The 25,508-nt window shown below is 61.4% G+C and carries 22 protein-coding genes, 1 pseudogene and 1 riboswitch; of the genes and pseudogenes, 9 read left to right on the forward strand and 14 right to left on the reverse strand.

What is annotated here, in order from left to right; genetic code table 11:
- Positions 1-168: 168 nt before the first annotated feature.
- Genes parC through H097_RS20510 form a run of 5 tightly spaced genes read right to left on the reverse strand, consistent with a single transcriptional unit; the run spans position 169 to position 6,502 of the window.
- The gene (gene parC / locus H097_RS20490; RefSeq protein ID WP_032862071.1) at positions 169-2,433 is read right to left on the reverse strand and encodes a DNA topoisomerase IV subunit A; all 2,265 of its coding nucleotides are present in this window, start codon (positions 2,431-2,433) and stop codon (positions 169-171) included.
- A gap of 10 nt (positions 2,434-2,443) precedes the next feature.
- Positions 2,444-2,965, reverse strand: coding sequence for a TIGR02281 family clan AA aspartic protease (locus H097_RS20495; protein WP_032862072.1), 522 nt, complete (start codon positions 2,963-2,965; stop codon positions 2,444-2,446).
- The gene (locus H097_RS20500; RefSeq protein ID WP_032862073.1) at positions 2,962-3,945 is read right to left on the reverse strand and encodes an esterase-like activity of phytase family protein; all 984 of its coding nucleotides are present in this window, start codon (positions 3,943-3,945) and stop codon (positions 2,962-2,964) included. The genes H097_RS20495 and H097_RS20500 overlap by 4 nt, the downstream gene beginning before the upstream one ends.
- Complete coding sequence (gene parE, locus H097_RS20505; protein WP_032862074.1) at positions 3,945-5,849, reverse strand: DNA topoisomerase IV subunit B; 1,905 nt, start codon at positions 5,847-5,849, stop codon at positions 3,945-3,947. Before parE ends, H097_RS20500 begins: the two co-directional genes overlap by 1 nt.
- Positions 5,850-5,893: 44 nt before the next feature.
- Positions 5,894-6,502 (reverse strand): YqiA/YcfP family alpha/beta fold hydrolase, encoded by a 609-nt coding sequence (locus H097_RS20510; RefSeq protein WP_032862076.1) that lies wholly within the window; start codon positions 6,500-6,502, stop codon positions 5,894-5,896.
- 133 nt (positions 6,503-6,635) lie between these two features.
- Between H097_RS20510 and H097_RS20515 the strand changes: the two genes are divergently transcribed.
- The 3 genes from H097_RS20515 (at position 6,636) to H097_RS20525 (ending at position 10,124) form a co-directional block, all read left to right on the forward strand.
- Complete coding sequence (locus H097_RS20515; RefSeq protein WP_032862077.1) at positions 6,636-7,526, forward strand: LysR substrate-binding domain-containing protein; 891 nt, start codon at positions 6,636-6,638, stop codon at positions 7,524-7,526.
- 223 nt (positions 7,527-7,749) lie between these two features.
- Positions 7,750-9,066 carry an MFS transporter gene (locus H097_RS20520; RefSeq protein WP_032862078.1) on the forward strand — a complete coding sequence of 439 codons (1,317 nt, stop codon included), beginning with the start codon at positions 7,750-7,752 and terminating at the stop codon, positions 9,064-9,066.
- Positions 9,067-9,137: 71 nt separating this feature from the next.
- Positions 9,138-10,124, forward strand: coding sequence for a M14 family metallopeptidase (locus H097_RS20525; RefSeq protein ID WP_032862079.1), 987 nt, complete (start codon positions 9,138-9,140; stop codon positions 10,122-10,124).
- Here H097_RS20525 and cpdA read toward each other — a convergent pair.
- The 3 genes from cpdA to H097_RS20540 all read right to left on the reverse strand — a co-directional run bounded on the left by cpdA (position 10,118) and on the right by H097_RS20540 (position 12,089).
- Positions 10,118-10,933, reverse strand: coding sequence for a 3',5'-cyclic-AMP phosphodiesterase (gene cpdA, locus H097_RS20530; protein WP_032862081.1), 816 nt, complete (start codon positions 10,931-10,933; stop codon positions 10,118-10,120). The genes H097_RS20525 and cpdA overlap by 7 nt on opposite strands.
- A 98-nt stretch (positions 10,934-11,031) precedes the next feature.
- The gene (locus H097_RS20535) at positions 11,032-11,481 is read right to left on the reverse strand and encodes a DUF1249 domain-containing protein (protein WP_032862082.1); all 450 of its coding nucleotides are present in this window, start codon (positions 11,479-11,481) and stop codon (positions 11,032-11,034) included.
- Complete coding sequence (locus H097_RS20540; RefSeq protein ID WP_032862084.1) at positions 11,472-12,089, reverse strand: NUDIX domain-containing protein; 618 nt, start codon at positions 12,087-12,089, stop codon at positions 11,472-11,474. Before H097_RS20540 ends, H097_RS20535 begins: the two co-directional genes overlap by 10 nt.
- 202 nt (positions 12,090-12,291) lie before the next feature.
- On the opposite strand from H097_RS20540, the gene H097_RS20545 reads away from it, so the two are divergent.
- The gene (locus H097_RS20545; protein WP_032862086.1) at positions 12,292-13,038 is read left to right on the forward strand and encodes an RsiV family protein; all 747 of its coding nucleotides are present in this window, start codon (positions 12,292-12,294) and stop codon (positions 13,036-13,038) included.
- A 13-nt stretch (positions 13,039-13,051) separates the two neighbouring features.
- Here H097_RS20545 and H097_RS28245 read toward each other — a convergent pair.
- Both H097_RS28245 and thiC read right to left on the reverse strand, forming a co-directional pair.
- A pseudogene (locus tag H097_RS28245) lies at positions 13,052-13,303 on the reverse strand (putative hydroxymethylpyrimidine transporter CytX); the annotation flags it as partial.
- A 141-nt stretch (positions 13,304-13,444) separates the two neighbouring features.
- Positions 13,445-15,334: a phosphomethylpyrimidine synthase ThiC gene (gene thiC, locus H097_RS20550; protein WP_032862087.1), complete on the reverse strand. Its 1,890-nt coding sequence runs from the start codon at positions 15,332-15,334 to the stop codon at positions 13,445-13,447.
- 150 nt (positions 15,335-15,484) lie between these two features.
- Positions 15,485-15,590: riboswitch (TPP riboswitch) on the reverse strand.
- A 196-nt stretch (positions 15,591-15,786) separates the two neighbouring features.
- Here thiC and H097_RS20555 point away from each other — a divergent pair.
- Positions 15,787-17,226 carry a TolC family outer membrane protein gene (locus H097_RS20555; RefSeq protein ID WP_032862089.1) on the forward strand — a complete coding sequence of 480 codons (1,440 nt, stop codon included), beginning with the start codon at positions 15,787-15,789 and terminating at the stop codon, positions 17,224-17,226.
- Positions 17,227-17,271: 45 nt separating this feature from the next.
- Here the strand turns inward: H097_RS20555 and waaA are convergent, their stop codons facing one another.
- Positions 17,272-18,549, reverse strand: coding sequence for a lipid IV(A) 3-deoxy-D-manno-octulosonic acid transferase (gene waaA, locus H097_RS20560; RefSeq protein ID WP_032862091.1), 1,278 nt, complete (start codon positions 18,547-18,549; stop codon positions 17,272-17,274).
- 23 nt (positions 18,550-18,572) lie between these two features.
- Entirely contained in the window at positions 18,573-19,463 is an 891-nt protein-coding gene (locus H097_RS20565; protein WP_032862092.1) for a LysR family transcriptional regulator, read from the reverse strand.
- Between the two features lie 201 nt (positions 19,464-19,664).
- On the opposite strand from H097_RS20565, the gene H097_RS20570 reads away from it, so the two are divergent.
- The 4 genes from H097_RS20570 (at position 19,665) to H097_RS20585 (ending at position 23,077) form a co-directional block, all read left to right on the forward strand.
- Complete coding sequence (locus H097_RS20570) at positions 19,665-20,000, forward strand: multidrug efflux SMR transporter (RefSeq protein WP_032862093.1); 336 nt, start codon at positions 19,665-19,667, stop codon at positions 19,998-20,000.
- 85 nt (positions 20,001-20,085) lie between these two features.
- Positions 20,086-21,261 carry an FAD-dependent oxidoreductase gene (locus H097_RS20575; protein WP_032862095.1) on the forward strand — a complete coding sequence of 392 codons (1,176 nt, stop codon included), beginning with the start codon at positions 20,086-20,088 and terminating at the stop codon, positions 21,259-21,261.
- A complete protein-coding gene (locus H097_RS20580) occupies positions 21,258-22,070 on the forward strand; it encodes an aldo/keto reductase (RefSeq protein ID WP_032862096.1) in 813 nt (270 codons plus the stop codon). The genes H097_RS20575 and H097_RS20580 overlap by 4 nt, the downstream gene beginning before the upstream one ends.
- Before the next feature lie 41 nt (positions 22,071-22,111).
- Complete coding sequence (locus H097_RS20585; RefSeq protein WP_032862097.1) at positions 22,112-23,077, forward strand: hypothetical protein; 966 nt, start codon at positions 22,112-22,114, stop codon at positions 23,075-23,077.
- 27 nt (positions 23,078-23,104) lie between these two features.
- On the opposite strand, the gene H097_RS20590 is transcribed toward H097_RS20585, so the two are convergent.
- A complete protein-coding gene (locus H097_RS20590) occupies positions 23,105-24,034 on the reverse strand; it encodes an NAD-dependent epimerase/dehydratase family protein (protein WP_032862098.1) in 930 nt (309 codons plus the stop codon).
- An 11-nt stretch (positions 24,035-24,045) separates the two neighbouring features.
- On the reverse strand, positions 24,046-25,482 hold the full coding sequence (gene hldE / locus H097_RS20595) for a bifunctional D-glycero-beta-D-manno-heptose-7-phosphate kinase/D-glycero-beta-D-manno-heptose 1-phosphate adenylyltransferase HldE (protein WP_032862101.1): 1,437 nt from the start codon (positions 25,480-25,482) through the stop codon (positions 24,046-24,048).
- Between the last annotated feature and the right edge of the window lie 26 nt (positions 25,483-25,508).

Below are 25,508 nucleotides of genomic sequence, written 5' to 3' on the forward strand. Positions count from 1 at the left end.
CAGGTGGCTGCCACAAGGCAAACCACAATGTAATACTAAAAATAACCTATACGCGCTCAGCCACGCCGGCGCTGGAAAGGCCATATCATCCGTGAATATGCGCCATGACTCCAGCGCGAAAGCGCCGATCTACGGGTTAAATTCGTAGATCGGGTGCTCTATATCGCCTTAAGCCGGTGTTTCCACCAGCAATGCATCTACTCGCTGGAAGCCACGGGGCAATTTGTTCCCGCGGCGACCGCGCTCGCCCTTGTAGTGCTCAAGATCGTCAGGACGCAGCGACAGCGTGCGTTTGCCGGCCTGCAGCACCAGGGTCGAACCTTCCGGGATCACTGCGATGTCGGTCACGTACTCTTCGCGACTGGCCACCCGCTCTCCTGGAATCCCAATGATCTTGTTGCCCTTGCCCTTGCCCAGCTGCGGCAGGTCGCTGATCTTGAACACCAGCAAGCGCCCTTCTGTGGTCACCGATGCCAGCCAATTGCCTTCACGGTCCTCGACCGGACGCGGCAAGATCACCTTGGCGTTGTTCGGCAGGCTCAACAGGGCCTTGCCCGCCTTGTTCTTGGCCTGCAAATCCTCGCCCTTGACCACGAAGCCGTAGCCGGCGTCGGAGGCGATGACGTACAGCGAGTCATCATCAGGCAGCAATACACATTCAAAACTTGCCCCTGGCGGTGGTGTCAGGCGACCGGTCAACGGTTCGCCCTGGCCTCGTGCTGACGGCAAGGTATGCGCCGGCACCGAATAACTGCGCCCGGTGGAGTCGATAAACACCGCAAACTGGTTGGAGCGCCCGGCTGCAGCAGTCTTGAACCCATCGCCGGCCTTGTAAGACAGGCCGGTGGCGTCAATATCATGCCCCTTGGCGGAGCGAACCCAACCCTTTTCCGACAAAACGACGGTAATTTTCTCGTTGGGCAACAGCTCGGTTTCGGTCAGGGCCTTGGCTTCGGTACGCTCGACAATCGGCGAACGACGGTCGTCACCATAGGTTTCTGCGTCCTTGATCAGCTCGCTGCGCACCAGTTTCTTGAGCTTGGCTTCACTACCCAGCAGCGCTTGCAGCTTGGCTTGTTCCTTGAGCAACGCGTCCTGCTCGTCGCGCAACTTCATCTCTTCCAGGCGCGCCAACTGGCGCAAACGGGTATCGAGGATGTAGTCGGCCTGGATCTCGCTCAACTCGAAACGCGCGATCAACTCGGCTTTCGGGTGCTCGGCGGTACGGATGATATGAATCACTTCATCCAGGTTGAGATAGGCAATCAGCAAGCCGTCCAACAGGTGCAGGCGACGCTCGACCTTGTCCAGGCGAAATTGCAGGCGGCGGCGTACGGTATTGACCCGGAACTCCAGCCACTCCACCAGCAGGTTGCGCAGGTTTTTCAGCTGCGGCTTGCCATCCAGGCCGATGATATTGACGTTGACCCGGTAACTGGATTCCAGCTCGGTGCTGGCAAACAGGTGCTGCATCAGCACTTCATGGTCGACCCGGCTGTTGGTCGGAATGATCACGATGCGGCACGGGTTTTCGTGGTCGGACTCGTCACGCAGGTCTGCGACTTGCGGCAGTTTCGACGGCTTGGCCTGCATCAGCGCGGCAATCTGTTCCAGCACTTTGGCGCCGGAGACCTGGTGCGGCAAGGCGGTGACGATAATGTCGCCATCTTCGATGTGGTACACGGCACGCATGCGCACCGAGCCCTTGCCGGTCTCGTACATTTTCAGCAGGTCGGCGCGCGGGGTGATGATTTCCGCTTCGGTCGGGTAGTCCGGGCCCTGGATATGCTCGCACAACTGCTCGACCGTGGCCTTGGGCTCATCGAGCAAACGCACGCAGGCCGTGGCGACTTCGCGCAGGTTGTGCGGCGGTACGTCGGTGGCCATGCCCACGGCGATGCCGGTGGTGCCGTTGAGCAGGATATTGGGCAGGCGCGCCGGCAAGACCAGCGGTTCGTCGAGGGTGCCGTCGAAGTTCGGGCCCCAGTCTGCGGTGCCCTGGCCCAGCTCGCTGAGCAGCACTTCGGAATAGCGCGACAGCCGCGCCTCGGTGTAACGCATGGCGGCGAACGACTTGGGATCATCCGGCGCACCCCAGTTGCCCTGGCCGTCGACCAGGGTGTAGCGGTAGCTGAACGGCTGGGCCATCAGCACCATGGCTTCGTAGCACGCCGAGTCGCCGTGGGGGTGGAACTTGCCGAGCACGTCACCGACGGTACGCGCCGATTTCTTGTGCTTGGAGTCGGCGTCCAGGCCCAACTCACTCATGGCGTAGATAATGCGCCGCTGTACTGGTTTCAGGCCGTCGCCGATATGCGGCAGGGCACGGTCCATGATCACGTACATGGAGTAGTTGAGGTAGGCATTTTCGGTGAAGTCAGCCAGCGACCGGCGTTCTACGCCGTCTAAGCTGTCTGCAAGGATGTCACTCATGCGGGCCTCATCATTGTCTGGTCTGGCGCAGCAGCATGGTGCCGCCGCGCTGGGTAAATTCAAGTTGTTTCAATGCGCTCATGCCCAACAGCACTTGCTCGCCACCCAGGCCCGGCGCCACCAGGGCACGCACGTCCTGCAAGACGATATCGCCCAGTTGCAGGCGGTCGAGGTGGGTACGATAGCCCTGGCTGCGGCCGTTGGCGGTGCTCAAAGTCACCGGCAAACCGCGCTTGAGCCCCAGGCGTTCGGCCAGCTCGGCCGGTACCGCCACGTCGGTGGCGCCGGTATCGAGCATGAAATCCACCGGCTGGCCGTTGATCTGGCCAGTGGCAACAAAATGCCCCTGGCCGTTGCCGACCAGTTTCACTTCTATATAACCCGCGTGTTGCTGCGAGGTGACCACGGCGTTGGGGTTTTCCTGACGCGCTTCCCATTGCCCAAAAAACCGTGTTGCCAGAAACAGCCCGGCGCCCCACGCCACGAACATCAATATACGTCCGGCGCGCTTGCCAGGCGCTTGCGCGCTCATGGCTGGGCGCTCCAACCACCGGCCGGCGCAGCAAAACGGTAGACCACCGGGCGTTTTTCACCATCGGCCCGGGCGCCGAAATTATTGTCGATACCCACCCAGGCGCCCTCGGCATCAATCAGCAAGGCTTCCGCCAGGCCATAGCTCTGGGGATAACGTCGATTCGGCACCAGGGCCTCATCGGCGTACGACCAGCACCGCTCGACCTTGGCCGTCACGCTGTCGCGCCGGCAGATCTGGAACGCATTGCGCTCCAGGGTAAACAGCTTGCCGTTGAACAGCGCAAGGTCAGCAAAATCCTTGGAAACGGCCTTGGCGCCCGGAAACTGCGCGGGTTGCATTTCCTGGCCAGCCTCGCTCAACAGCACGCACGGCCCGTCACAATCCCAAACGCTTTGCCCACGCTTGATCGAAATCAGCCCGCGCCGTTCACGTTCGGCCGCCAGCCAGATCTGATTGCCCTCGGGGTTGACCGCCAGGCCTTCAAACAAGGCATTGAAGTGCAGCAACAGGCCACTGGCCCGCGCCTCGCGAACCATCCCAGGGGCAATCTTCAGCCATTCCGGATCCCCACTTGCCGGTACCTGCAGCACCGCCGCGTGGGCTTCGCTGACGATATAACGATTACCCGCGGCGTCACAGCTGATGCCTTCAAAATCCAGGTCGCCGCCACGAATCACCGAAGCCGCCGTGGTGCGTGCGCGCAAGCCCCACGGCAAGCCCGATTCAGGCACTGGCGGCACGTCGATCCTGACCGTTTCGGCCTGCCAGGTCTCGGCACGGGTATCGAGGCGGTAGATCTGGTCGTCGTCGCGGTCGGAGACCGTCCACAAGTCCTTGCCGCACAAGGCCAGGCCCGACAGGTTACCGCCGCGCATGCCCTCGACCGGGTGTTCGGACAACAACTTGAGCTCAACCGCAGGTTCGGCCACTGCCAACCCACTCAACAACAGTATCGCCAGGGCGAAACCGCTGCGCATCAGCCCAATACCTCGGCCAGGTTGCCTTTGGACTCCAGCCAGGCCTTGCGGTCACCGGCGCGCTTCTTGGCCAGCAGCATGTCCATCATTTCCGAGGTGGCGGCGTAGTCTTCCAGGGTCAACTGCACCAGGCGCCGGGTGTTCGGGTCCATGGTGGTTTCCCGCAGTTGCGGCGGGTTCATTTCACCCAGGCCTTTGAATCGAGTGACTTGCGGCTTGCCGCGCTTCTTCTCGGCCACCAGGCGGTCGAGGATCCCGTCGCGCTCGGCTTCGTCCAGGGCGTAGTAGATCTCTTTGCCCAGGTCGATACGGTACAGCGGTGGCATGGCGACATAGACGTGACCGGCATCCACCAGCGGGCGGAAATGCTGGACGAACAGTGCGCAGAGCAAAGTAGCAATGTGCAGGCCGTCGGAGTCGGCGTCGGCGAGGATGCAGATCTTGCCGTAGCGCAGTTGGCTCATGTCCTCGGCGCCCGGATCGACGCCGATGGCCACGGCGATGTTGTGCACTTCCTGGCTGGCCAGCACTTCGCTGCCGTCGACTTCCCAGGTATTGAGGATCTTGCCGCGCAACGGCAGGATCGCCTGGAACTCTTTATCCCGCGCTTGCTTGGCGGAACCGCCGGCAGAATCACCTTCCACCAAAAACAGTTCGGAGCGCATCGGGTCCTGCCCGGCGCAGTCTGCCAGCTTGCCGGGCAATGCCGGGCCCTGGGTGATGCGCTTGCGCTCGACCTTTTTGCTGGCCTTGAGACGACGCCCCGCGTTGTTGATCGCCAGCTCGGCCAGGGCCAGGCCCAGCTCCGGGTGCTCGTTGAGCCACAGGCTGAACGCGTCCTTGACCACACCCGAGACAAACGCCGCCGCCTCACGGGACGACAGGCGTTCCTTGGTCTGGCCGGAGAATTGCGGCTCCTGCATTTTCATCGACAGAACGAAGGCGATGCGCTCCCAGACGTCCTCCGGCGCCAGCTTCACGCCGCGCGGCAGCAGGCTGCGGTATTCGCAGAACTCGCGCATGGCATCCAGCAAACCCTGGCGCAAACCGTTGACGTGGGTGCCGCCCTGGGCAGTGGGGATCAGGTTGACGTAGCTTTCCTGGACACTGTCGCCGCCCTCGGGCAACCACAATAGCGCCCAGTCAACCGCTTCCTTATTGCCCGCCAAACTGCCGCAGAAAGGCTCATTGGGTAGGCGTTCGAAGTCGCTGACCGAATCTTCCAGATAGGAGCGCAGACCGTCTTCGTAATGCCACTCGACCTTTTCGCCGGTGCCTTTGTCTTCGAAACTGACCAGCAGCCCCGGGCACAATACGGCCTTGGCCTTGAGTACGTGCTTGAGGCGGCTGATGGAGAATTTGGGGGAGTCGAAGTATTTCGGGTCCGGCGCGAAGTACACACTGGTCCCGGTATTGCGCTTGCCGACGGTGCCGACCACTTCCAGCTCAGTGGCTTTGTAGCCATCGGCGAAGGTCATCTGGTATTCGTTGCCGTCGCGCTTGACCTTGACCCGAACCTGCGTGGACAGGGCGTTGACCACGGAAATACCCACACCGTGCAAGCCGCCGGAAAACTGATAGTTCTTGTTGGAGAACTTACCGCCCGCGTGGAGCTTGGTGAGGATCAGCTCGACACCCGATACCCCTTCTTCCGGGTGAATGTCCACCGGCATGCCGCGCCCGTCGTCGGACACTTCCAGGGAATGGTCGGCGTGCAAAATGACCTGTACCGACTTGGCGTGCCCGGCCAAGGCTTCGTCGACGCTGTTGTCGATGACTTCCTGGGCAAGGTGGTTCGGCCGACTGGTGTCGGTGTACATGCCGGGGCGTTTGCGCACCGGGTCGAGGCCCGAGAGGACTTCGATGGCGTCGGCGTTATAAGAGCTAGCGCTGGGAGTGGCCATGGGGTCTCATCGTGAGTCGTTCGATTAAAAAGTAACCTGCGGTTTCACAATGCCGTGAAATCGAAGGATTGGTACTGATCTGCGCCAATGCCGGCAAAACTCAACAGCGCCGGCAACTGTCGGCCAAAGCCCTGGTAACTGTGGTCGCCGCCGGCCTGGATACGCAAGGCACAGGCCCGGTAATACTGCTCGGCGAGGCGATAATCCAGTGTTTCGTCCCCGGTCTGCAACCATACCTGATAGCGCTGGGCATCCTGGGGCGCCGCCACTTCAAGCTCAGCCAGGGCCGCGACGTGATCGTGGGTCAATTCCCAGGTTTCATCGGTGTAGAGGTTCTTCTGGGTGCCCAGGTAACCGTCGAACATGCGATGGGGGCTGACCGCCGGGTTGACCAACAGGGCCTTGAGACCATGGCGTTCGGCAAGATGGGTTGCATAGTAGCCGCCGAGTGAGCTGCCGACCAGCAGTGGCCGCCCCAGCTCGCTGATCGCCTGCTCCAGCTGGGCAATCGCCTGGCGCGGGTGGTGATGCAGGGCCGGCACCCGTAGCTGGTCGGCCAGACCCAGACTGTCCATCACGCCCATCAGTTGGCGGGCCTTGGTCGAGGCTGGCGCGCTGTTGAAACCGTGGATATACAAGATCGAAGCGGACATGCCGGGCTCTCCGTGCGTTATCGGCCAAAGGGGCGCAGTTTACAGGGAACGGGGGGGTTGTGGGTGCAGCCCATCGCCGCTGGCGGTACTATCGGTTCCGCCGCGTTGATGAGCCGCCAAGCAGGAAAACCGCATGCAACTTGAATGGCTTGAGGATTTTATCGAACTGGCCCGCACCCGCAGCCTGTCGCGTGCCGCCGAAAATCGCTGTGTCACGCACCCCGCGTTCGGCCGACGTATCCGGGCGCTGGAAGAATGGGTCGGCACGCCATTGATCGAGCGCAAACAACCCCTGTCACTGACGCCTTGCGGCGCGCTGTTCCTGGATGCTGCGACACAATCACTGCAATTGCTGACCGCTGTCAGAGCGCAATTCAAAGGCACCACCCTGAGCCGCGACGAACCCGTGCGCATCGCCACCGGTCGGACCCTGGCCTGCGATTTTTTCCCGGACTGGTACGAGTCATTGCACCAGCGCCTGGGCAATTTTGCGGTGTCATTGGTCACCAGCGGGGCGCAAGAAGCGATCAGTAAGTTGTCCGCCGGCGAGGTCGACCTGCTGTTGAGCTTTTCCAGCCCATTGACCCATACGCTGTTGGACCCGGAGCGTTTCGACTCCCGAGTACTGGCCAATGAGGAACTGCTGCCGGTCAGCGCGCCAGACACAAAGGCGCAGCCGCGACAGCGGATATCCGTCGATCATAACGCCCTGAGCATCCCGTGGCTGGCCTTCTCACCCTCCCTGGCCCTACGCGGCGTGCTGGCCCAGCACCTGGAGCGGTTACCACAGCACCTAGCGTTGCGGATGGTCTACCAGGCTGATTCTTATGACGCCATCCTGGAAATGGCCAAGCGTGGCAGAGGCCTGGCGTGGCTGCCGCGCATGGTGGTCAAAGGTGCCCTGGCCTCGGGCGAGTTGGTGATTGCAGGCGGCCCCGAGTTTCACGTGGCCTTCGACGTCTCGCTGCATCGCCTGCGCACCAACCAGAGCGAAATGGTCATGAATATCTGGGAAGGCCTGTGACGCTGTCGTTGCATCAACTTAAAGACGCGTAAATCCCAATGCCTGTCGGCCCCGTGCCAAAACAGCTCAAACCTGTGCCGAAACAGCAATTGCTGTTGGCCCGCACTTGATTCAATTTCACCCGGGCTTTCACCCATAACAATTAATGCCTTCGATCTCGCCAGGCCGCGCTGCGGCTCGGCAAATCCGAATGCCAACTGTGAAACAGACCCGGTGCACATCCATGACAGTCCCATCATCCGTCTTATCATCGGCACAGGCTCCAACCCAGCGAGGTCCATGGAAGGAAATCATCGCTGCCAGTGTCGGCAACGCGCTGGAGTTTTATGATTTGCTGATCTACGGCTATTTTGCGGTAGTTATCAGCAAACAGTTTTTCCCGTCCGATAACGAAACCACCTCACTGTTGCTGGCCGTAGGCTCGTTTGGCATTTCCTTCCTGATGCGCCCGCTAGGTGCCATCGTGCTCGGTTCATACACCGACAGGGCTGGCCGAAAGGCATCGTTGACGATGTCCATCATGATCATGCTGATCGGCACCGCAATGATTACCTTCGCCCCGACCTATGAGCAGATCGGCTTGGCAGCACCGCTGTTGATCATCGTTGCGCGCATGCTCCAGGGGTTTTCTACGGGCGGTGAGTTTGGTGCGGCCACCGCGTTTATGGTCGAACATGCAGATGCCAAGCGTCGTGGTTTCTTTGCCAGTTGGCAATTGTCGACCCAGGGGCTGGCAACGGTACTGGCCGCAGGTGTCAGTGCAATCCTCAGCTATGCGCTGTCGGATGTGCAGTTGAACGACTGGGGTTGGCGCGTGGCATTCGGCTTCGGCCTGCTGATCGGGCCGGTGGGTTTCTACATTCGCACGCAAATCGATGAAACCCCGGACTTCAAGAAAACCGTAGCCAGCACAGTGGTGAGGACGCCGCTACGAGATGTGTTGATCAAAGGACACGTCAGCCTGTTACTGGCTATCGGGGTGGTGGCCGGTGCGACAGCGTTCAACTACGTGCACAAGCTGTACATGCCTATCTACGCCCTGAAACAACTGAATATCACCGCCACCTCCTCGTATCTAGGGGCGCTGATGACCGGCATCACGCTGATGCTGATGGCTCCGATATTTGGCGGTTTATCCGATCGCCACGGACGTTTTCGGGTACTGACGATCGCATTGCTGATTACCGGGTTTTCGTCTTATCCGATGTTCGTTCTGCTTAATACCTTCCCAAGCTTCACTACGCTGCTGATTGTGCAAGCGATTGTCGGTGTGCTGATCGCCGCCTGCCTGGGGCCGATTCCGGCGATGCTTGCCGACATCTTCCCAACCAGTATTCGCGGGACCGGTCTGGCGCTGAGCTACAACTTTTCCGTCACTCTATTTGGTGGCTTTGCGCCATTGATCGTGACCTGGATGATCGACGCCACCGGCAGCAAGCTGGCCCCCAGTTTTTATGTGATGGCGACCATTTTGATCAGCGTACTGGCGATTGTCTGCCTGGGCCGCCGCATGCGCGGCACCCACCCCGCTGCCAATTAAACACACTCTTCCTGCTTGTCGCGCCCCACCCCCTCGCGACAAGTACACACATCGGTCAGTCGGAGACTGAAATGAAAACCCTTGAGCAGGTTCGTGCATCACTCAAACCCTACCCCGTGGAAGTCCAGTTCCCTGACCTGAGCCAATGGAAAACCGGTAACTGTGGAATCGACTACATCCACAGCTTCGACAGCGGCAAGCCAGGACCGCATGTGCTGGTCATGGCGCTGACCCATGGCAATGAAGTCAGTGGGGCAATCGCGGTGGATACCCTGTTACGCAGTGGGGTGCGCCCGCGCCAGGGGCGGTTGTCACTGGGGTTTGCCAACATACAGGCCTATCAACGCTTCGACCCACAGGACATTGATGCGACCCGCTTTATTGACGAGGACATGAACCGTGTCTGGCTGCCATCGGCCCTCGACGGCCCGCGCGACTCCGCCGAACTGCGCCGAGCACGGGAGTTACGACCGCTGATCGACAGTGTTGATTTGTTGCTCGATATCCACTCAATGCACGAAGAATCCCCGCCGCTGATGATGTGCGGTGCATGCGCCAAAGGCTTGGAGTTCGCCCAATCATTAGGTGTACCTGCAACCATCGTCGCAGACGCCGGCCATGCCAACGGCCGGCGCATGCGTGACTACGGTGGGTTTGGCGATGCCGCCAGCCCCAAGAATGCGCTGCTGATCGAGACGGGCCAGCATTTTTCAAAAAAGAGTGAATACGTCGCCCTCGATGTGACAGCACGCTTCCTGATTGCGACTCAAGCAGTTGCCGAGGCTGATGTGTCGAGGTTTCTTAGCCAGGAAAAGCCTGCGCCCCAGCAATGCCTGCAAGTCACCGACCCGGTGATCGCCCACAGCATGGACTTCAGTTTCACTGATGATTTCCGTGGACTGGAGCGGATCACTCACGCTGGAACGGTGATCGCCCGAGATGCTCAGCGCGAGATCGTCACACCGTATGACAATTGCGTGCTGATCCAGCCATCGCTGCGGCATCTGGGGCAAGGCGTCACGGTGGTGAGGTTAGCCCGGGACTATCGCCATCAGTAGCCAGTGCTACCGTAATCGACGGTGAATGCAAACCCCTGGACCCGCTCCACGCCTGTTTCCAACCGCCCATCGGGATGCAGACGCAGCCAGCGATAGCCCGGTGCCTCTTCGCTGACCTTGAAATCCTCACTGCCCGGGGCGAACTGGATGCAGGTCGACGGCGACGCCAGCAGGCGCACGCCGTTGCGTTCCCGGTCGATCTCCTGGTGCACATGCCCCCACAACACCGCCCGCACCTGGGGAAAACGGTCGAGCACAGCAAACAGCGCCTCGGGGTTTCGCAAACCGATGGGCTCCATCCAGGCACTGCCAATGGGCACGGGGTGATGATGGAAGCAGACCAGATGATGGCGACCCGGCGCTTCACTCAAGGCTTGCGCCAGCAGTTGCAGTTGCGGCTCGGCCAGATAACCCGGCACCGAACCCGGCACGGCGGAGTCCAGCAAGGTAATGCGCCAGTTGCCCACATCCACCACCGACTCCAGCAACGCACTGCCCATGGTCGCCTGGGCCATGATTTGCGGCTCATCGTGGTTGCCGGGAATCCAGCGCGCCGGGGCGCCGATTGGCTGGGTCAGGTCGCGAAACAGCTGGTAGGACTCAAGCGTACCGTCCTGGGACAAGTCGCCGGTGGCCAGCAGCAAATCAATCTGCGGCTGCCGGGCCCGCACCAGCTCGATCACCCGTTGCAGGCTGTCACGGGTATTCATGCCCAGCAGCGTACCGTCGGCCTCGGCAAACAAGTGGCTGTCAGACAGTTGCACCAGCAACGCCGGTGCATCAGGGTTCACGGTGGATACGCTCGGCAAGGCGTTCTCCCAGGGCGATCACGAAAAATGGGCAATGGGCGCAATTATGCTGGGGCAGGACGCAAAGAGGAAACCTGTGAAGCAGACGCAGTTCACATCTACCGCACGACTTCAAACTCATGGCCCAAGGCCAGGCAATGGCTCAACCATTCACCGAGGAACACATTGAGCTGTGCTTTCTCATCGGGCTGGTGCATGAACACATTGGGATAAGGATAGATGCTGCGAAAGCGCCGCGCATGTTCGGCGCTGATCACCTCGGCCATCCGCGCATCGTGATACACCTGCACTTCCAACTGCGGCACCGGCAACCATGGCAGGCTGTGTTCCTGGCGCACGCGCAAGGTGCTGGTATACGGGCAAGTGAGGATCACTTCCAGGGTCAGCACGCCGAGCATCTGGTCGCCATGGGTCACGGCAATGCGCCGCGCCTCGGGCGTGTGGCGCATGTCCGGCAGCAAGCGCATCAGCCGTGCGTAGTTGGCCTCGCAAGCGGCTTGCAAGCCGATCAGGTCGACCCGGTAACGTTCCCGTGCCTTTACTGCCATAGCCCCCTCACTTCCGCGCGATTAAGCGCAAGCCATTGCAGGGCGATAATGCTGGCTGCGTTGGAAATCTTACCGTCGCGTACCGCTTGCAGGGCATCTTCAAAGGCCCACACGGTGACGCGGATATCTTCTGCTTCTTCGGCCAGGCCATGAATGCCGCCAGCACCGCTACTGTCGCAACGCCCCAAAAACAGGTGGACGAATTCGGTGCTGCCCCCTGGCGAGGGGAAATACTGGGTGATCGGCCACAGCGCGCTGAAGGTCAACCCAGCTTCCTCCTCGGCTTCGCGGTGTGCAACCTCCTCCGGTTGCTCGTCCTTGTCGATCAGCCCGGCAACCATCTCCACCAGCCAGGGGTTGTCGGTGCGGCCCATGGCGCCAACTCGAAATTGCTCGATCAGTACCACTTGATCACGTTGCGGGTCGTAGGGCAGTACACACACCGCGTCATGGCGCACAAAGACTTCACGATCGATCACCCGGCTCATGCCACCGTCGAACAGCTCGTGACGCAGCTGCACGCGATCGAGCTTGTAGAAGCCCTGGTAGGCATTGTCGCGCTGAACCACTTCAATTCTGTTCGGCGTCGATTTCGCACTGTCGGTCATATCAACCCTCGTTTATTGCGGTGTGTGTCTTGGCATCGCGCCATCCTACAGCGCCCGCGTCCCTCGGTGCAGCCCCTTTGCGGTTGCCGGGACAGGCGGCTCAGGTCAAACTCACTGTAATCAGCTTAGTGGCGAACTGACTGGGATGCCGGTAGTCGAAGCCCCATATCTTTCGCTCTTCTCCGCTTTATGAAGGACGCCCATGTCGCTGTTAAAAGTCGCCTCCGTGGCCTGTATTGCCTTGACCCTCGGCGCTTGCCAGAGCCTGTTCCAACCCAGCTACCGAGCGCCGCTGGAAGCCACCCGCGATGCATCCGAAGTGGTGCAACCCGGCTGCACCACTGCCGATTGCCCACTGGTGAACATCGACACCGTGCATTTCGCCAGCGAGCCCAAGCTCGATGCGCTGATCGAGCAGCGCCTGCTGGAAATGACCCGCACCACCCCCGGCGCGCCACTGCCGGCGTCGCTGAACGCCTATCGGGAAAAATTCCTGCGCGAATCCGGCCCGCGCAACAGCATGTACTTGCAGGCCAAGGTACGGGAGCAGCATGACGGCTTGGTGATCATCGAGCTGTCCAGCTACCTGGACACCGGCGGTGCCCATGGCGAACCTGGCCGCGGCTTCATCAACTACTCGCGCCAGCAGCAAAAAAACCTGACCCTCGCGGACATGCTGCGTCCCGGCAAGGAAGACGCGTTCTGGAAAGCCGCCCAGGTGGCCCACAACAGTTGGCTGATCAGCACCCGCCTGAGCCTGGAGCCGGACTACGTGAAAAGCTGGCCCTTCCAGAAAACCCCGAACGTGGCGCTGACCTATGGAGCAGTGGTGCTCAAGTACCCTACGACCACGATTGCGCCCTACGCCATGGGCCACGTCGAGTTGCAGATCCCTTATGCGCGCCTCGACGGCATCATCAAGCCTGAACTGGTGCCCGTGCGCCACTGAAGGCGCGCCCGAGGATAAATTGCAGCAGCCCTGTCAGCGCCAGTGCCGGCAGGGTTGCGCCGATATCCGGGTACAGATTGGCCAACAGATGATAGGTGCTGATACCACCCAGCCAGGCCAGCAGCGCACCGGTTTGCAGGACCATCAGGCCGATACCGAGGGAGAACCACAGGGAGAACAGATCGCGGGCGCCGAAGACACGTTTGTCTATGGGGACTGCAATGTCGGGAGAGTAGGTACTCGGTTGAATGCTCGGGGGTGGAATCTCTGAGGAGTATTGGTTGTTTGAGAGATTGCTTTCGCGAGCAAGCCCGCTCCCACATTCGATCGCATTCCATGTGGAGCTCGATCGAGTGGGAGCGGGCTTGCTCGCGATGAGGCCCTTACAGGCGCCTGCGATCTCGGATCAGACCTTTTTGTAGAGCTGGCTGCCTTCCTGCTTGAACCGCTCCGCCTGCTCGGCCAAGCCCTTGGCCACATCCACATCCACCGCCTCGATACGCTGGTTGGCCGCGTACTCGCGCACTTCCTGGGTAATTTTCATCGAACAGAATTTCGGCCCGCACATCGAGCAGAAATGCGCGACCTTGGCCGAATCCTTGGGCAGGGTTTCATCGTGGTAGGAGCGCGCGGTGTCCGGGTCCAGGCCGAGGTTGAACTGGTCTTCCCAACGGAACTCGAACCGCGCCTTGCTCAAGGCGTTGTCACGGATCTGTGCGCCCGGATGACCTTTTGCCAAGTCTGCCGCATGGGCCGCGATCTTGTAGGTGATGATCCCGGTCTTCACGTCATCCTTGTTCGGCAAGCCCAGGTGCTCCTTGGGCGTGACGTAGCAGAGCATCGCGCAACCGAACCAGCCGATCATCGCCGCGCCGATGCCGGAGGTGATGTGGTCGTAGCCCGGTGCAATGTCAGTGGTCAGCGGGCCGAGGGTGTAGAACGGCGCTTCGTCACAGCACTCCAGCTGCTTGTCCATGTTCTCCTTGATCAACTGCATCGGCACGTGGCCCGGGCCTTCGATCATGGTTTGTACGTCGTGCTTCCAGGCGATCTTGGTCAATTCGCCAAGGGTTTCCAGCTCACCGAACTGCGCGGCGTCGTTGGCGTCGGCAATCGACCCCGGACGCAGGCCATCGCCGAGGGAGAAGCTGACGTCGTAGGCCTTCATGATTTCGCAGATTTCATCGAAATGCGTGTAGGTGAAGTTCTCTTTGTGATGCGCCAGGCACCACTTGGCCATGATCGAGCCGCCACGGGAAACGATACCGGTGACACGCTTGGCGGTCAGCGGTACATAGCGCAACAGCACGCCGGCGTGGATGGTGAAGTAGTCGACGCCCTGCTCGGCCTGCTCGATCAGGGTGTCGCGGAACAGCTCCCAGGTCAGGTCTTCGGCAGCGCCACCGACTTTTTCCAGGGCCTGGTAGATCGGCACCGTACCGATCGGCACCGGCGAGTTACGGATGATCCACTCGCGGGTTTCGTGGATGTGCTTGCCGGTGGACAGGTCCATCACGGTGTCCGAACCCCAGCGAATGCCCCAGGTGAGTTTCGCCACTTCTTCTTCGATGGACGAGCCCAGGGCGCTGTTGCCGATGTTGCCGTTGATCTTCACCAGGAAGTTACGGCCGATGATCATCGGTTCCAGTTCGGTGTGGTTGATGTTGGCCGGGATGATCGCCCGGCCGCGGGCGATTTCTTCGCGCACAAATTCGGGGGTGATGATTTTCGGCACGCTGGCGCCGAAGCTGTGGCCGGCGTGTTGCTGGGTCAGAAGACCGGCGGCGCGGGCTTCTTCAAGCTTCATGTTTTCGCGGATGGCGACGTATTCCATCTCGGCGGTGATGATGCCCTGGCGCGCGTAGTGCATTTGCGTGACGTTGGCCCCGGCCTTGGCGCGGCGCGGGTTTTTCACGTGGGCAAAACGCAGGGCGGTCAGTTCGGCGTCGCTCAGGCGCTGCTGGCCGAAGTGCGAACTGAGGCCCGACAGACGCTCGGTGTCGCCACGGGATTCGATCCACGGCGAACGCACATCGCCCAGGCCCTTGCGCACGTCAATGATGACATTCGGGTCGGTGTACGGGCCGGAGGTGTCGTAGACCACCACAGGCGCATTGATTTCGCCGCCGAAGTCGGTAGGCGTCACGTCGAGGCTGATTTCGCGCATCGGTACGCGGATGTCCGGGCGGGTGCCCTGCACATAGACTTTTTGCGAGCGGGTAAACGGCTGCACGGATCCCGAGTCAACCTTGGCCGACTCACTCAAATGCACGGTGTTTTTTAGTTTTGTACTCATCACGGGCTCTCCAGACACATCCAGGCAGTGGATTTTTGTCGGAGCGAACCTGTGACGGACGGACGCACTGGAACCAGTGCTGTGCTTGGCGCACGAGGGCTGTTCGATTGTCGAACAACATCCCGGACGAAGCACAAGAGGACTCGCCGGGTGACGAGAAATCTTGTTCCCTACGCAGGCGCTAACCTGATCAGGTTCAACGGGATCCGGTATTTACCGATCTCAGCCTCATAACAAGGCACCCCGACAAGAACGCGGCCAGTCTAGACCATGGAGCAGGCAAATTGCCAATAGCGGTGCATTCAGCGTGATGAATGGCGCAATTACAGGATTGTTGCGCCGTGATACGGCCACTACACTCGGCTACTGTCTCAACGCCTTGACGCTATGGATTGCTCGTCGTAGCCTTGGGCGCTAAATTATCACCGTAATATTTATCTAGGAATCGCCTCATGCTGCGCAAACTTTCACTGGCTCTTGCCGTGTCTTGTGCGACCAATGGAATGGTCTGGGCAGTTGAAGCGCCCTTGTCGACCAAAACCGACCTGGTCAGCGTCTACCAGGAAGCGGTGGACAATAATGCCGACCTGGCCGCCGCCCGTGCGCAATACGGCGCGCAGAAAGAAGTGGTGCCCCAGGCCCGTGCCGGCCTGCTGCCCAATCTCTCGGCCGGTGCCGACATCAACAATGTGCGCACCCAGATCGACACACCGTCGGCCACCGCCAATCGCGACGCCCATACCTGGCGCGCAACCTTGAGCCAGCCGCTGTTCCGTGCCGACCGCTGGTTCCAGTTGCAAGCCGCCGAAGCGGTCAACGAGCAGGCTGCGCTGCAACTCTCGGCCACCGAACAGGAACTGATCCTGCAAAGCGCCGAAAACTACTTCTCCGTGCTGCGCGCCCAGGACAACCTGGCCTCGACCAAGGCCGAAGAGGCTGCCTTCAAGCGCCAACTGGACCAGTCCAACGAACGTTTCGACGTGGGCCTGTCGGACAAGACCGACGTGCTGCAATCCCAGGCCAGCTACGACACCGCGCGGGCCAACCGGATCCTCGCCCAGCGCCAGGTGGATGACGCGTTTGAAGCGCTGATCACCCTGACCAACCGCCAGTACAACGCGATCCAGGGCATCGTCCACACCCTGCCGGTATTGCCGCCGTCGCCCAACGACGCCAAGGCCTGGGTCGACACCGCCGGCCGGCAGAATCTGAATTTGCTGGCCAGCAACTATGCAGTCACCGCCGCCGAAGAAACCCTCAAGCAACGCAAGGCCGGCCACGCGCCGACCCTGGACGCCGTGGCGCAATACGAGAAAGGCGACAACGACGCCCTGGGTTTCAGCAACCCCAATGCCTTCGGCCAGCCGTATCGCGGCGATGTCGAACAACGCACCATCGGCCTGCGCCTGAATATCCCGCTGTACAGCGGCGGCCTCACCAGCTCCCAAGTGCGCGAATCCTATTCGCGCCTGGGCCAGACCGAGCAGCAACGCGAAGGCCTGCGCCGCCAGGTGGTGGAAAACACCCGCAACCTGCACCGCGCAGTGAATACCGATGTGGAACAGGTGCAGGCACGCCGCCAGTCGATCATCTCCAACCAGAGCGCAGTGGAAGCCACGGAAATCGGTTACCAGGTGGGCACACGCAATATCGTCGATGTGCTGGATTCGCAGCGCCAGCTCTACGCGTCGGTGCGCAACTACAACAACAGCCGCTACGACTACATCCTCGACAACCTGCGCTTGAAGCAGGCGGCGGGGACATTGAACCCGGGGGACTTGCAGGACCTGGCGCGCTACCTGAAGGCTGACTACAACCCGGACAAGGACTTCCTGCCGCCAGACCTGGCCAAGGCTGCGGCCGAACAACTGAAGGCCCGCCCCGGCTACTAAACCCACCGCATAATAAAATGTGGGAGCGGGCTTGCTCCCACAAGGTCAGCGGTTGATCAGGCGATCGAGGCCATCGAGCAAGCGCTTCAACGCCCCCTGATTGCCCTGCATCACCTTGAGCCCCGCCTGCGCCATCTTCTGGGCATCCTGCGGCAGTTCAAACAACTGCCGCACTGCCTCGGCCAATCCCTCGGCATCCTCCACCTCCCGCAACGCCCCGGCTTCGCGCATCATCGCGGCGATTTCGAGGAAGTTGAACAGATGCGGGCCGCTGATCACCGGTTTGGCCAACGCTGCGGGCTCCAGCAGGTTGTGCCCCCCATTGGGCACCAGGCTGCCGCCGACAAAAGCGCTGTCGGCCAAGGCATACAAAAACAGCAACTCGCCCATGGTGTCGCCCAGCAACACCGAGGTCTGGGCGTTGACCGGCGCGCCGCTGGAGCGCCGTACCGTGGCAAAACCCTGCTGCTGGCACAGCTCAAACATCGTGTTGAAACGCTCCGGATGCCGGGGCACCAGAATCAACAGGGCGTTGGGATAGCTGACCAGCAACTGCCGGTGGGCCGCCAGCACCACTTCATCTTCACCCTCGTGGGTACTGGCCGCGATCCACACCGGGCGCTCGCTGGCCTGCCACTGCTCGCGCAACGCGGCGGCACGCTCCAGCAATTGTGGGTCAATGGTCAGGTCAAACTTGATCGAGCCGGTGACTTCGACCGTTTCCGGGCGTGCGCCCAGGCTGCGAAAACGCTCGGCCTCGGTGGCGGTCTGCACGGCGAACAGGCTCATTTCTGCCAGCATCGGTGCTGTCAGTTTGGCGAAACGTCCGTAGCCCTTGGCAGAGCGGGCCGACAGCCGCGCATTGGCCAGGGCCACGGGAATCCCGCGCTTGGCGCATTGGTGGATATGGTTGGGCCACAACTCGGTCTCCATGATGACCGCAAGCCTGGGCTGGGCCCGGTCCAGAAAACGCTTGGCCGCACACGGCAAGTCATAGGGCAGGTAGCAATGCTGGATGCGCGGCTCATTGGCGAACAACGCCTGGATCCGCTCGGAACCGGTGGGCGTCATACAGGTGACGGTGATCGGCAATCCAGGGTGGCGCTCCAGCAAACCGTGGATCATCGGCGCGGCAGCGATGCTCTCGCCCACCGACACCGCGTGCACCCAGATCCCGCCGGGCTTGAGTACCGGCAAACCGTAGGAAAAGCGCTCGCTGACGCGCTTGGCGTAGGCCGGCGCCTTGCGTGCCCGTAGCCATAGACGTAAGGCCACCAACGGTAGCGCCAGATAAAACAGACAGCTGTAGAGAGTTCTATTCATGGCGGCGGAGTTTATCGACTTTTTCAGCCGATCGCCTGCAAACACTCGGTAAACCGTTCGGCAAGAAAGCGCGCCGCCGGGCCCAGGGGTTCATCCCGGCGCCAGACTAGCTCCACCACCAGGGCCGGCGGCGTCCATTCGCTATCCAACTCGACCATCTGCCCGTGATAGGTCGGGTATTGCACCACATGCCGCGGCAACCAGGCCCAACCCAGGCCACGGGCCAGCCACTCGGCCAACACATAGAAACTGTCGGCACGCCAGACCTGCGGGCTGGCCGCTTCGCTGCCGGGGTAGACACTGGTCTGGGTCGACATCAGCAACTGGCGAAACTGCGCCAGGCGCTGGCAATCGACAAAACCACCGCTGGCCAGTGGATGGCCGACGCCGCACACCGTGACCATCTCCACACTGCCGACCACCCGCCGCTCAAGCGCTTCGGGGATCTGGTCGTGATAGAACAGCAATCCCAAGTCCGCTTTGCGCTCGACTAATTTGCGTGCGACATCCCCCTGGGCCGTGCTCGACAATTGCACTTCCAGGCTAGGAAACTTCCCGGCCAGCGCCTCAAGGCTGTCGAGTACCGGCTGATACAGCATGGCTTCGTCCTGGGCCAGGCGCAGCCGTGCTTCTTCGCCACGCATCAGGGACAAGGCGCGGCCATTGAGGCGCTCGCACTGGCGCAGCACTTCCCGGGCCTCCTCCAGCAGCACCGTGCCGGCCTCGGTCAACCGGGGCTGGCGGCCGCTGCTACGATCAAACAGGCTCACGCCCAGGTCGGCCTCCAGCAAGGCAATACCACTACTTACCGCTGATTGCGCCTTGCGCTGGTCCCGCGCCACCGCCGAAAACGAGCGCTGTTCGGCGACGCTGACAAACAGGCGCATCTGCTCCAGGTTCCATTGCACGCTCATGGGTTAAACCTATCTTGAATTCGGATAGGTAATGACTTTACCCCATCTGAGAACGCACTAAAATGCCCACCTTTGTAGGAGCGAGCTTGCTCGCGAAAAACCCAAGAACACCACGTTCAACCAGGTTATACGCGTAATCGTTAACGATTTTCGCGAGCAAGCTCGCTCCTACAGTATTGAGCCCATTCCGAGGATTGCCCCATGACCGCCGCCTACTACTATCTGGCCATTGCCATTTGCTCGGAAGTGATCGCCACCGTTTCCATGAAAGCGATCAAGGGCTGGAGCACGCCGATTCCTCTGCTGTTGGTGATCGTGGGTTACGGCGTGGCGTTCTGGATGCTGACCCTGGTGGTGCGCACCGTTCCGGTGGGCGTGGCCTACGCGGTGTGGGCGGGGCTGGGGATCGTCATGGTCAGCATCGCGGCGCTGTTTATCTATGGGCAGAAGCTCGATCTGCCGGCGATGCTCGGGATGGGTTTGATTGTGCTGGGAGTGGTGGTGATTCAGTTGTTTTCGAAAACGGCAGGGCACTGACCTCCTACAGTTGTTGATCCTGAGCAAAGATCCCGCCGTCGAGTCTGTATACTTGGCCTCTTGTTCTGAACACTGAGGTCGCCCCATGCCATCCGTTATTTCCACCGACGTCCTGATTGTCGGCGCCGGGGTTGCCGGCCTCTGGCTCAATGCGCGCCTGCGCAGCCAGGGGTTTTCCACGATTGTGGTGGAGAACGCGACCCTGGGTGGCGGGCAGAGCGTGAAGTCCCAGGGGATCATTCACGGTGGTGCGAAATACGCCTTGCACGGCGCCCTGACCGGCGCCTCCGAAGCCATTGCCGACATGCCGCGACGCTGGCGTGAAGCGCTGGCGGGCACAGGCGAGTTGGACCTGACAGGCGTGCGCCTGCTGTCCCAGGCCCATTATCTGTGGTCGCCGGGCACCCTGGCCGGCAATCTCACCAGTTTCTTCGCCAGCAAAGCGGTGCGCGGCCGTGTCGACCAGGTCAAGGGCGACGATTTGCCGCCGGCCCTGCAAGACCGTCGCTTCAAGGGCAAGGTCTATCGCCTGGCCGAACTGGTGGTGGATGTGCCGAGCCTGATCGAACGCCTGGCGCAACTGGCCGGTGACGGCCTGCTCGCCGGGCAACAGATCGAGCCACTGCTTGAGGGTGGCATCCTGGTTGGCCTGAAAGTCGATGGCCGGGCGATTCGCGCCCAGCGCATCGTGCTGAGTGCCGGCGGTGGCACCGCCGAGTTGCTGACGGCCCTGGGCCTGAGCCAGCCAGCCATGCAAAAGCGCCCGCTGCATATGATCATCGCCAAGGGCCCTGGCCTCAAACCCTTGTACGCACATTGCCTGGGTGGCGGTACCAAGCCACGGATCACCATCACCACGCACCCGGCCGCCGATGGCAATTGGGTGTGGTACATGGGCGGCGATATCGCCGAGGCCGAAGGTGTGCACCGCACGCCCGCCGAGCAGATCGCCACGGCGCAAAAGGAGCTGGCGCAGTTGCTGCCGTGGATCGATATGAGCCAGACCCAATGGGCAACCTTGCGTGTAGATCGCGCCGAGCCCCTGCAATCAGGCCTGACCCGGCCGGACAACGCGTTCCTCGCCGAACAGGGCCGCCTGCTGGTGGGCTGGCCAACCAAGCTGGCCCTGGCGCCGGACTTCGCCGACCGAGTGCTCAACGCCCTGGAACGTGACGGCATCCAGCCAGCACCCAGCGAACCCTTGCCGGAACTGCCGCGCCCAGCCATCGCCCAACCTGCCTGGGAGCAATTGTTGCCATGAGCCTGCCGACCCTGCACGACCTTCATCGCCCCCTGGGCAGCACCGGCCTGTTGGTGTCGCCACTGGGCCTGGGCACCGTGAAGCTGGGGCGCGACCAGGGCGTGAAGTACCCCAATGGTTTCCAGATTCCCGATGATGAGCAGGCGCGGATGTTACTGCGCCAGGCGCGCGAGCTGGGGATCAACCTGATCGACACCGCCCCCGCCTACGGCCACAGCGAAGAACGCCTGGGCCCGCTGCTGCGTGGTCAGCGCCAGGATTGGGTAATTGTCAGCAAGGTCGGCGAAGAATTTGTCGACGGCGTGTCCCATCACGATTTCAGCGCAGCCCACACCCGGCTGTCCGTGGAGCGCAGCCTGAAACGCCTGGAAACGGATTTTATCGACCTGGTGCTGGTGCACTCCGATGGTAACGACTTGCATATCCTCAACGACTGCGAGGTCTACCAGACCCTGGCGGACCTCAAGGCCGAGGGCAAGATTCGCGGTTTCGGCTTCTCCGGCAAAACCGTCGAAGGCGGCGTGAAGGCTCTGGAACAAGGTGATTGCGCCATGGTCACCTACAATCTGAACGAACAAAACGAAAAGGCCGTGATTGATTACGCCGCCGCCCACGGCAAAGGCATCCTGGTGAAAAAGGCCCTGGCCAGTGGTCATGCCTGCCTTGAGCCAGGAGTGGATCCAATTCATGCCAGTTTCATCTTGTTGTTTGCGCAAACGGGCGTGGCCAGTGCTATTGTCGGGACCATCAACCCGTTGCACCTTGCCCACAATGTGGCAACCGCTGCCAAGATCATTCGCCAATCCTGATGCCGCCGACGCGGCCGACCCCGACGCAAGAAGGAGCCGACATGCCGCGAACGCTCATAAGAAAAAACCCCAGCAACTTTAAAACACTGCCGCTGTACGTCGAAGCCACCCCCGAAGGCCTGAGCTACCAGAGCGTGGGCATGCCGCTCAATTTTGCCCAGACCCTGCAGCGGCGCAAGCCGGTAGAAGTGGCAGACGCCGAGCGCTTCGCCCTGGAACTGGCCAACCTCGGGGTGTCGGTGCGCCTGACATTGCATTGGCAAAACCGCGATTACTGGGTGCTGGTGCGCCAGCGTCGCCAGGACCGTGGCGATGTGGTGCTCAAGTTGATTTCCGGCTACGTGCCGGCCCACGAGTTGAACCTGCCGCTGCACACCGCCATTCAGGAAATCGCCGAGGAATGCCTGCTGGAAACCCCGGAGGGCTGGCTGGGCGGACGTTTCAACGATACCTGGCTGCCGGCGCCCTACTCCAGCGCGCTGCATTACCGTGAGGCCTTGCCGTTTCGTCTGTCGCCGTTGTCCGGCGCCGCCCGCCCGGTGCGCTGCGCCAACATGCAGTTGATCGAACGCCCGCGGGCCTATGTGCACCTGCCCACGGCCTCACTGCAATTGATCTACGACCTGCGCCTGGAAGTGCCGAAGGAAGCCAAGTCCCTGAGCTTGTTCCATGTCGATGAACGCCTGGAGGGCGATCAACTGGTGGCACGCCTGGACCGCCAGCGCCCGGACTTGTACCTGATGCCCCTGAAGGACGGCCAGCCTTGCGCCGAGCTGTATACCCTGAAGAAGGATCAACTGGTGCCGGCGAGCACGCGCGGGTTGTACCTGGCCGAAAGTTTTGCCCAGCAGGAAGGCTGGCTGGTGCGCGATGAGCGGATTCGCTGGAAGGACTGGCTCAGGCAACAGGGCCTCAGCGCGCCGGAGAAGGAATCGAAGTTGAAACAGCTGACTGGCCGGGCCCGGCAGATCTTGCGCAAGATCGTACCGAAGAAGGCGGGTCACTAAAGCAGCCCCGCCTGTGGCAAGTGGTACTTACTGGTTGAGCAGTTTTTCCAGCCCAACCTTCAGCGGCGTCGGCTCAGGCAATGTGAAACTCGCTGCCCAGCGCTGGTTATTGGCCCTTGAGTGCCGGATGTCCCCCGAACGCGGTTCTGTGTAGCTGACAGCCGGCAACGAACCGATGATTTCCGACAGCGCCTGCAGCAACTGCTTGAGCGTGGTGGTGCGGTTCCAGCCGACATTGATCGCACCCAGGGGCGCCTCGGCCATTTCCACCGCTTGCACCAACACCGCCACCAGATCCCCGACGTACATGAAGTCCCGGGTTTGCTCCCCGTCGCCAAACACCGCAATCGGCAGGCCTTTTTGCGCACGCTCGCTGAAGATGCTGATCACCCCGGAATACGGCGATGAAGGATCCTGGCGCGGGCCAAAAATATTGAAGAAGCGGAAAATCACCGGCTCCAGGCCATGCTGGCGACGGTAGAAATCGAAGTAGTGCTCGCTCGCAAGCTTGTCCGAAGCATAAGGCGTCAACGGCGCCTTGGCGGTTTGCTCATCGATGGAGTCGCCCTCGCCGTTGTTGCCATACACCGCAGCACTGGAGGCAAACACCACGCGCTTGACCCCGGCCTGGCGCATGGCCTCGCAGACATTCAGGCTACCGACAAAGTTGCTCTGGTGCGTACTGACAGGGTCATCCACCGACGCCTGCACCGAAGCGACTGCCGCCAGGTGCACCACTGCCGTCGCCCCTACAGCCGCTCGGGCCACCAGTGCAGCATCGGCCACGTCGCCTTCGAGCAATTGCAGGCGCGGGTTGTCCAGTGGCAGGTTACTGCGCTTGCCAGTGGACAGGTTATCCAGCACCCGCACCGCATAGCCCTTGGCAAGCAGTGCATCAACCAGATTGGAACCGATAAAGCCGGCACCGCCGGTAATCAGTACGAGAGCATCAGACATAACGGTAAAACCTATTGAGCGGCATCGTTGGTTTGGCGGATTTTTTCGACAATCGCGGTGGTCGAGCTGTTTTCCACCAACCCGAGGACTTTGACCTTGCCACCATAGGCGTTGACGATATCGGCGCCGACCACCTGGTCGACCGAGTAATCACCGCCCTTGACCAACACATCAGGCTTGACCTGGGCCAGGAGATTTTCCGGGGTGCCCTCGGAGAAGCTGATAACCCAGTCCACCGCGCCCAACCCAGCCAGCACCGCCATGCGCCGGTCGACACTGTTGATCGGCCGGCCCGGCCCTTTCAGGCGGCTGACCGAAGCATCGTCGTTGATCGCCACGATCAGGCGATCACCCTGGGCGCGAGCCTGCTCCAGGTAGGTCACATGCCCGGCGTGCAGAATGTCGAAACAACCGTTGGTGAAAACGATGCTTTCGTTATGGGCACGGGCATCGTCAATCGCCAGCAGCAATTGGTCCAGGCTCAACACACCACGCTCCGAGCCTTCCTCGCGCTGGATCGCACGACGCAGTTCCGGGGCGCTGATCGACGCCGTACCCAGCTTGCCAACCACGATGCTCGCCGCCAGGTTGGCCAGGGCTACCGCATGGGGCAACTCCTCCCCCGCCGCGATCGCCGCCGCCAGGGTGGAGATCACCGTGTCGCCGGCACCAGTGACGTCGAACACTTCCCGCGCACGCGCCGGCAAGTGCATGGCCGGGTGACCGGGGCGCAGCAGGGTCATGCCGTGTTCGCCACGGGTTACCAGCAAGGCGCCGAGGTCCAGCTCGGCCATCAGGCTTGCGCCTTTGCTCACCAGTTCGTGCTCATCGGCGCAGCCGCCGACGATGGTTTCAAATTCGCTGAGGTTCGGCGTGATCAGGCTGGCGCCCCGGTAAACCGAGAAGTCCTTGCCCTTGGGATCGGCCAGCACCGGGATGCCACGGGCCTTGGCGGCCTGGATCAGCATCTGGTGGTTTTTCAGTGCGCCTTTGCCGTAGTCCGACAGCACCAGCACCTTGATGCCTTCGAGCAACTCGTCGACCTGCTCACTGAGGGCCAGGGCGTCGGTGGCAAAAGGTTCTTCAAAATCGATACGCAGCAATTGCTGGTGACGGCTCATGACCCGCAGCTTGACGATGGTCGGCTGATGGGCGATGCGCTGGAACAGGGCACGCACACCAGCGCCGCGCAGGCTGTTGGTCAGGCTGTCGGCGGCTTCGTCGTCACCGGTCACGCCGACCAGGGAGGCCGGGGCGCCGAGTGCGGCGATGTTAAGGGCGACGTTGGCAGCGCCGCCTGGACGGTCTTCGATTTGCTCGACCTTGACTACCGGTACCGGTGCCTCAGGGGAAATCCGTGAGGTACCGCCATGCCAGTAACGGTCGAGCATGACATCGCCGACCACCAAGACAGGGGCTTGATCGAATCGCGGCATGGACAACTTCATGGAGCAACCCACATACAAAATGAACA

Origin of the sequence: Pseudomonas sp. FH4, assembly GCF_000510915.2 — a bacterium.
Classification (GTDB): Bacteria; Pseudomonadota; Gammaproteobacteria; order Pseudomonadales; family Pseudomonadaceae; genus Aquipseudomonas; species Aquipseudomonas brenneri.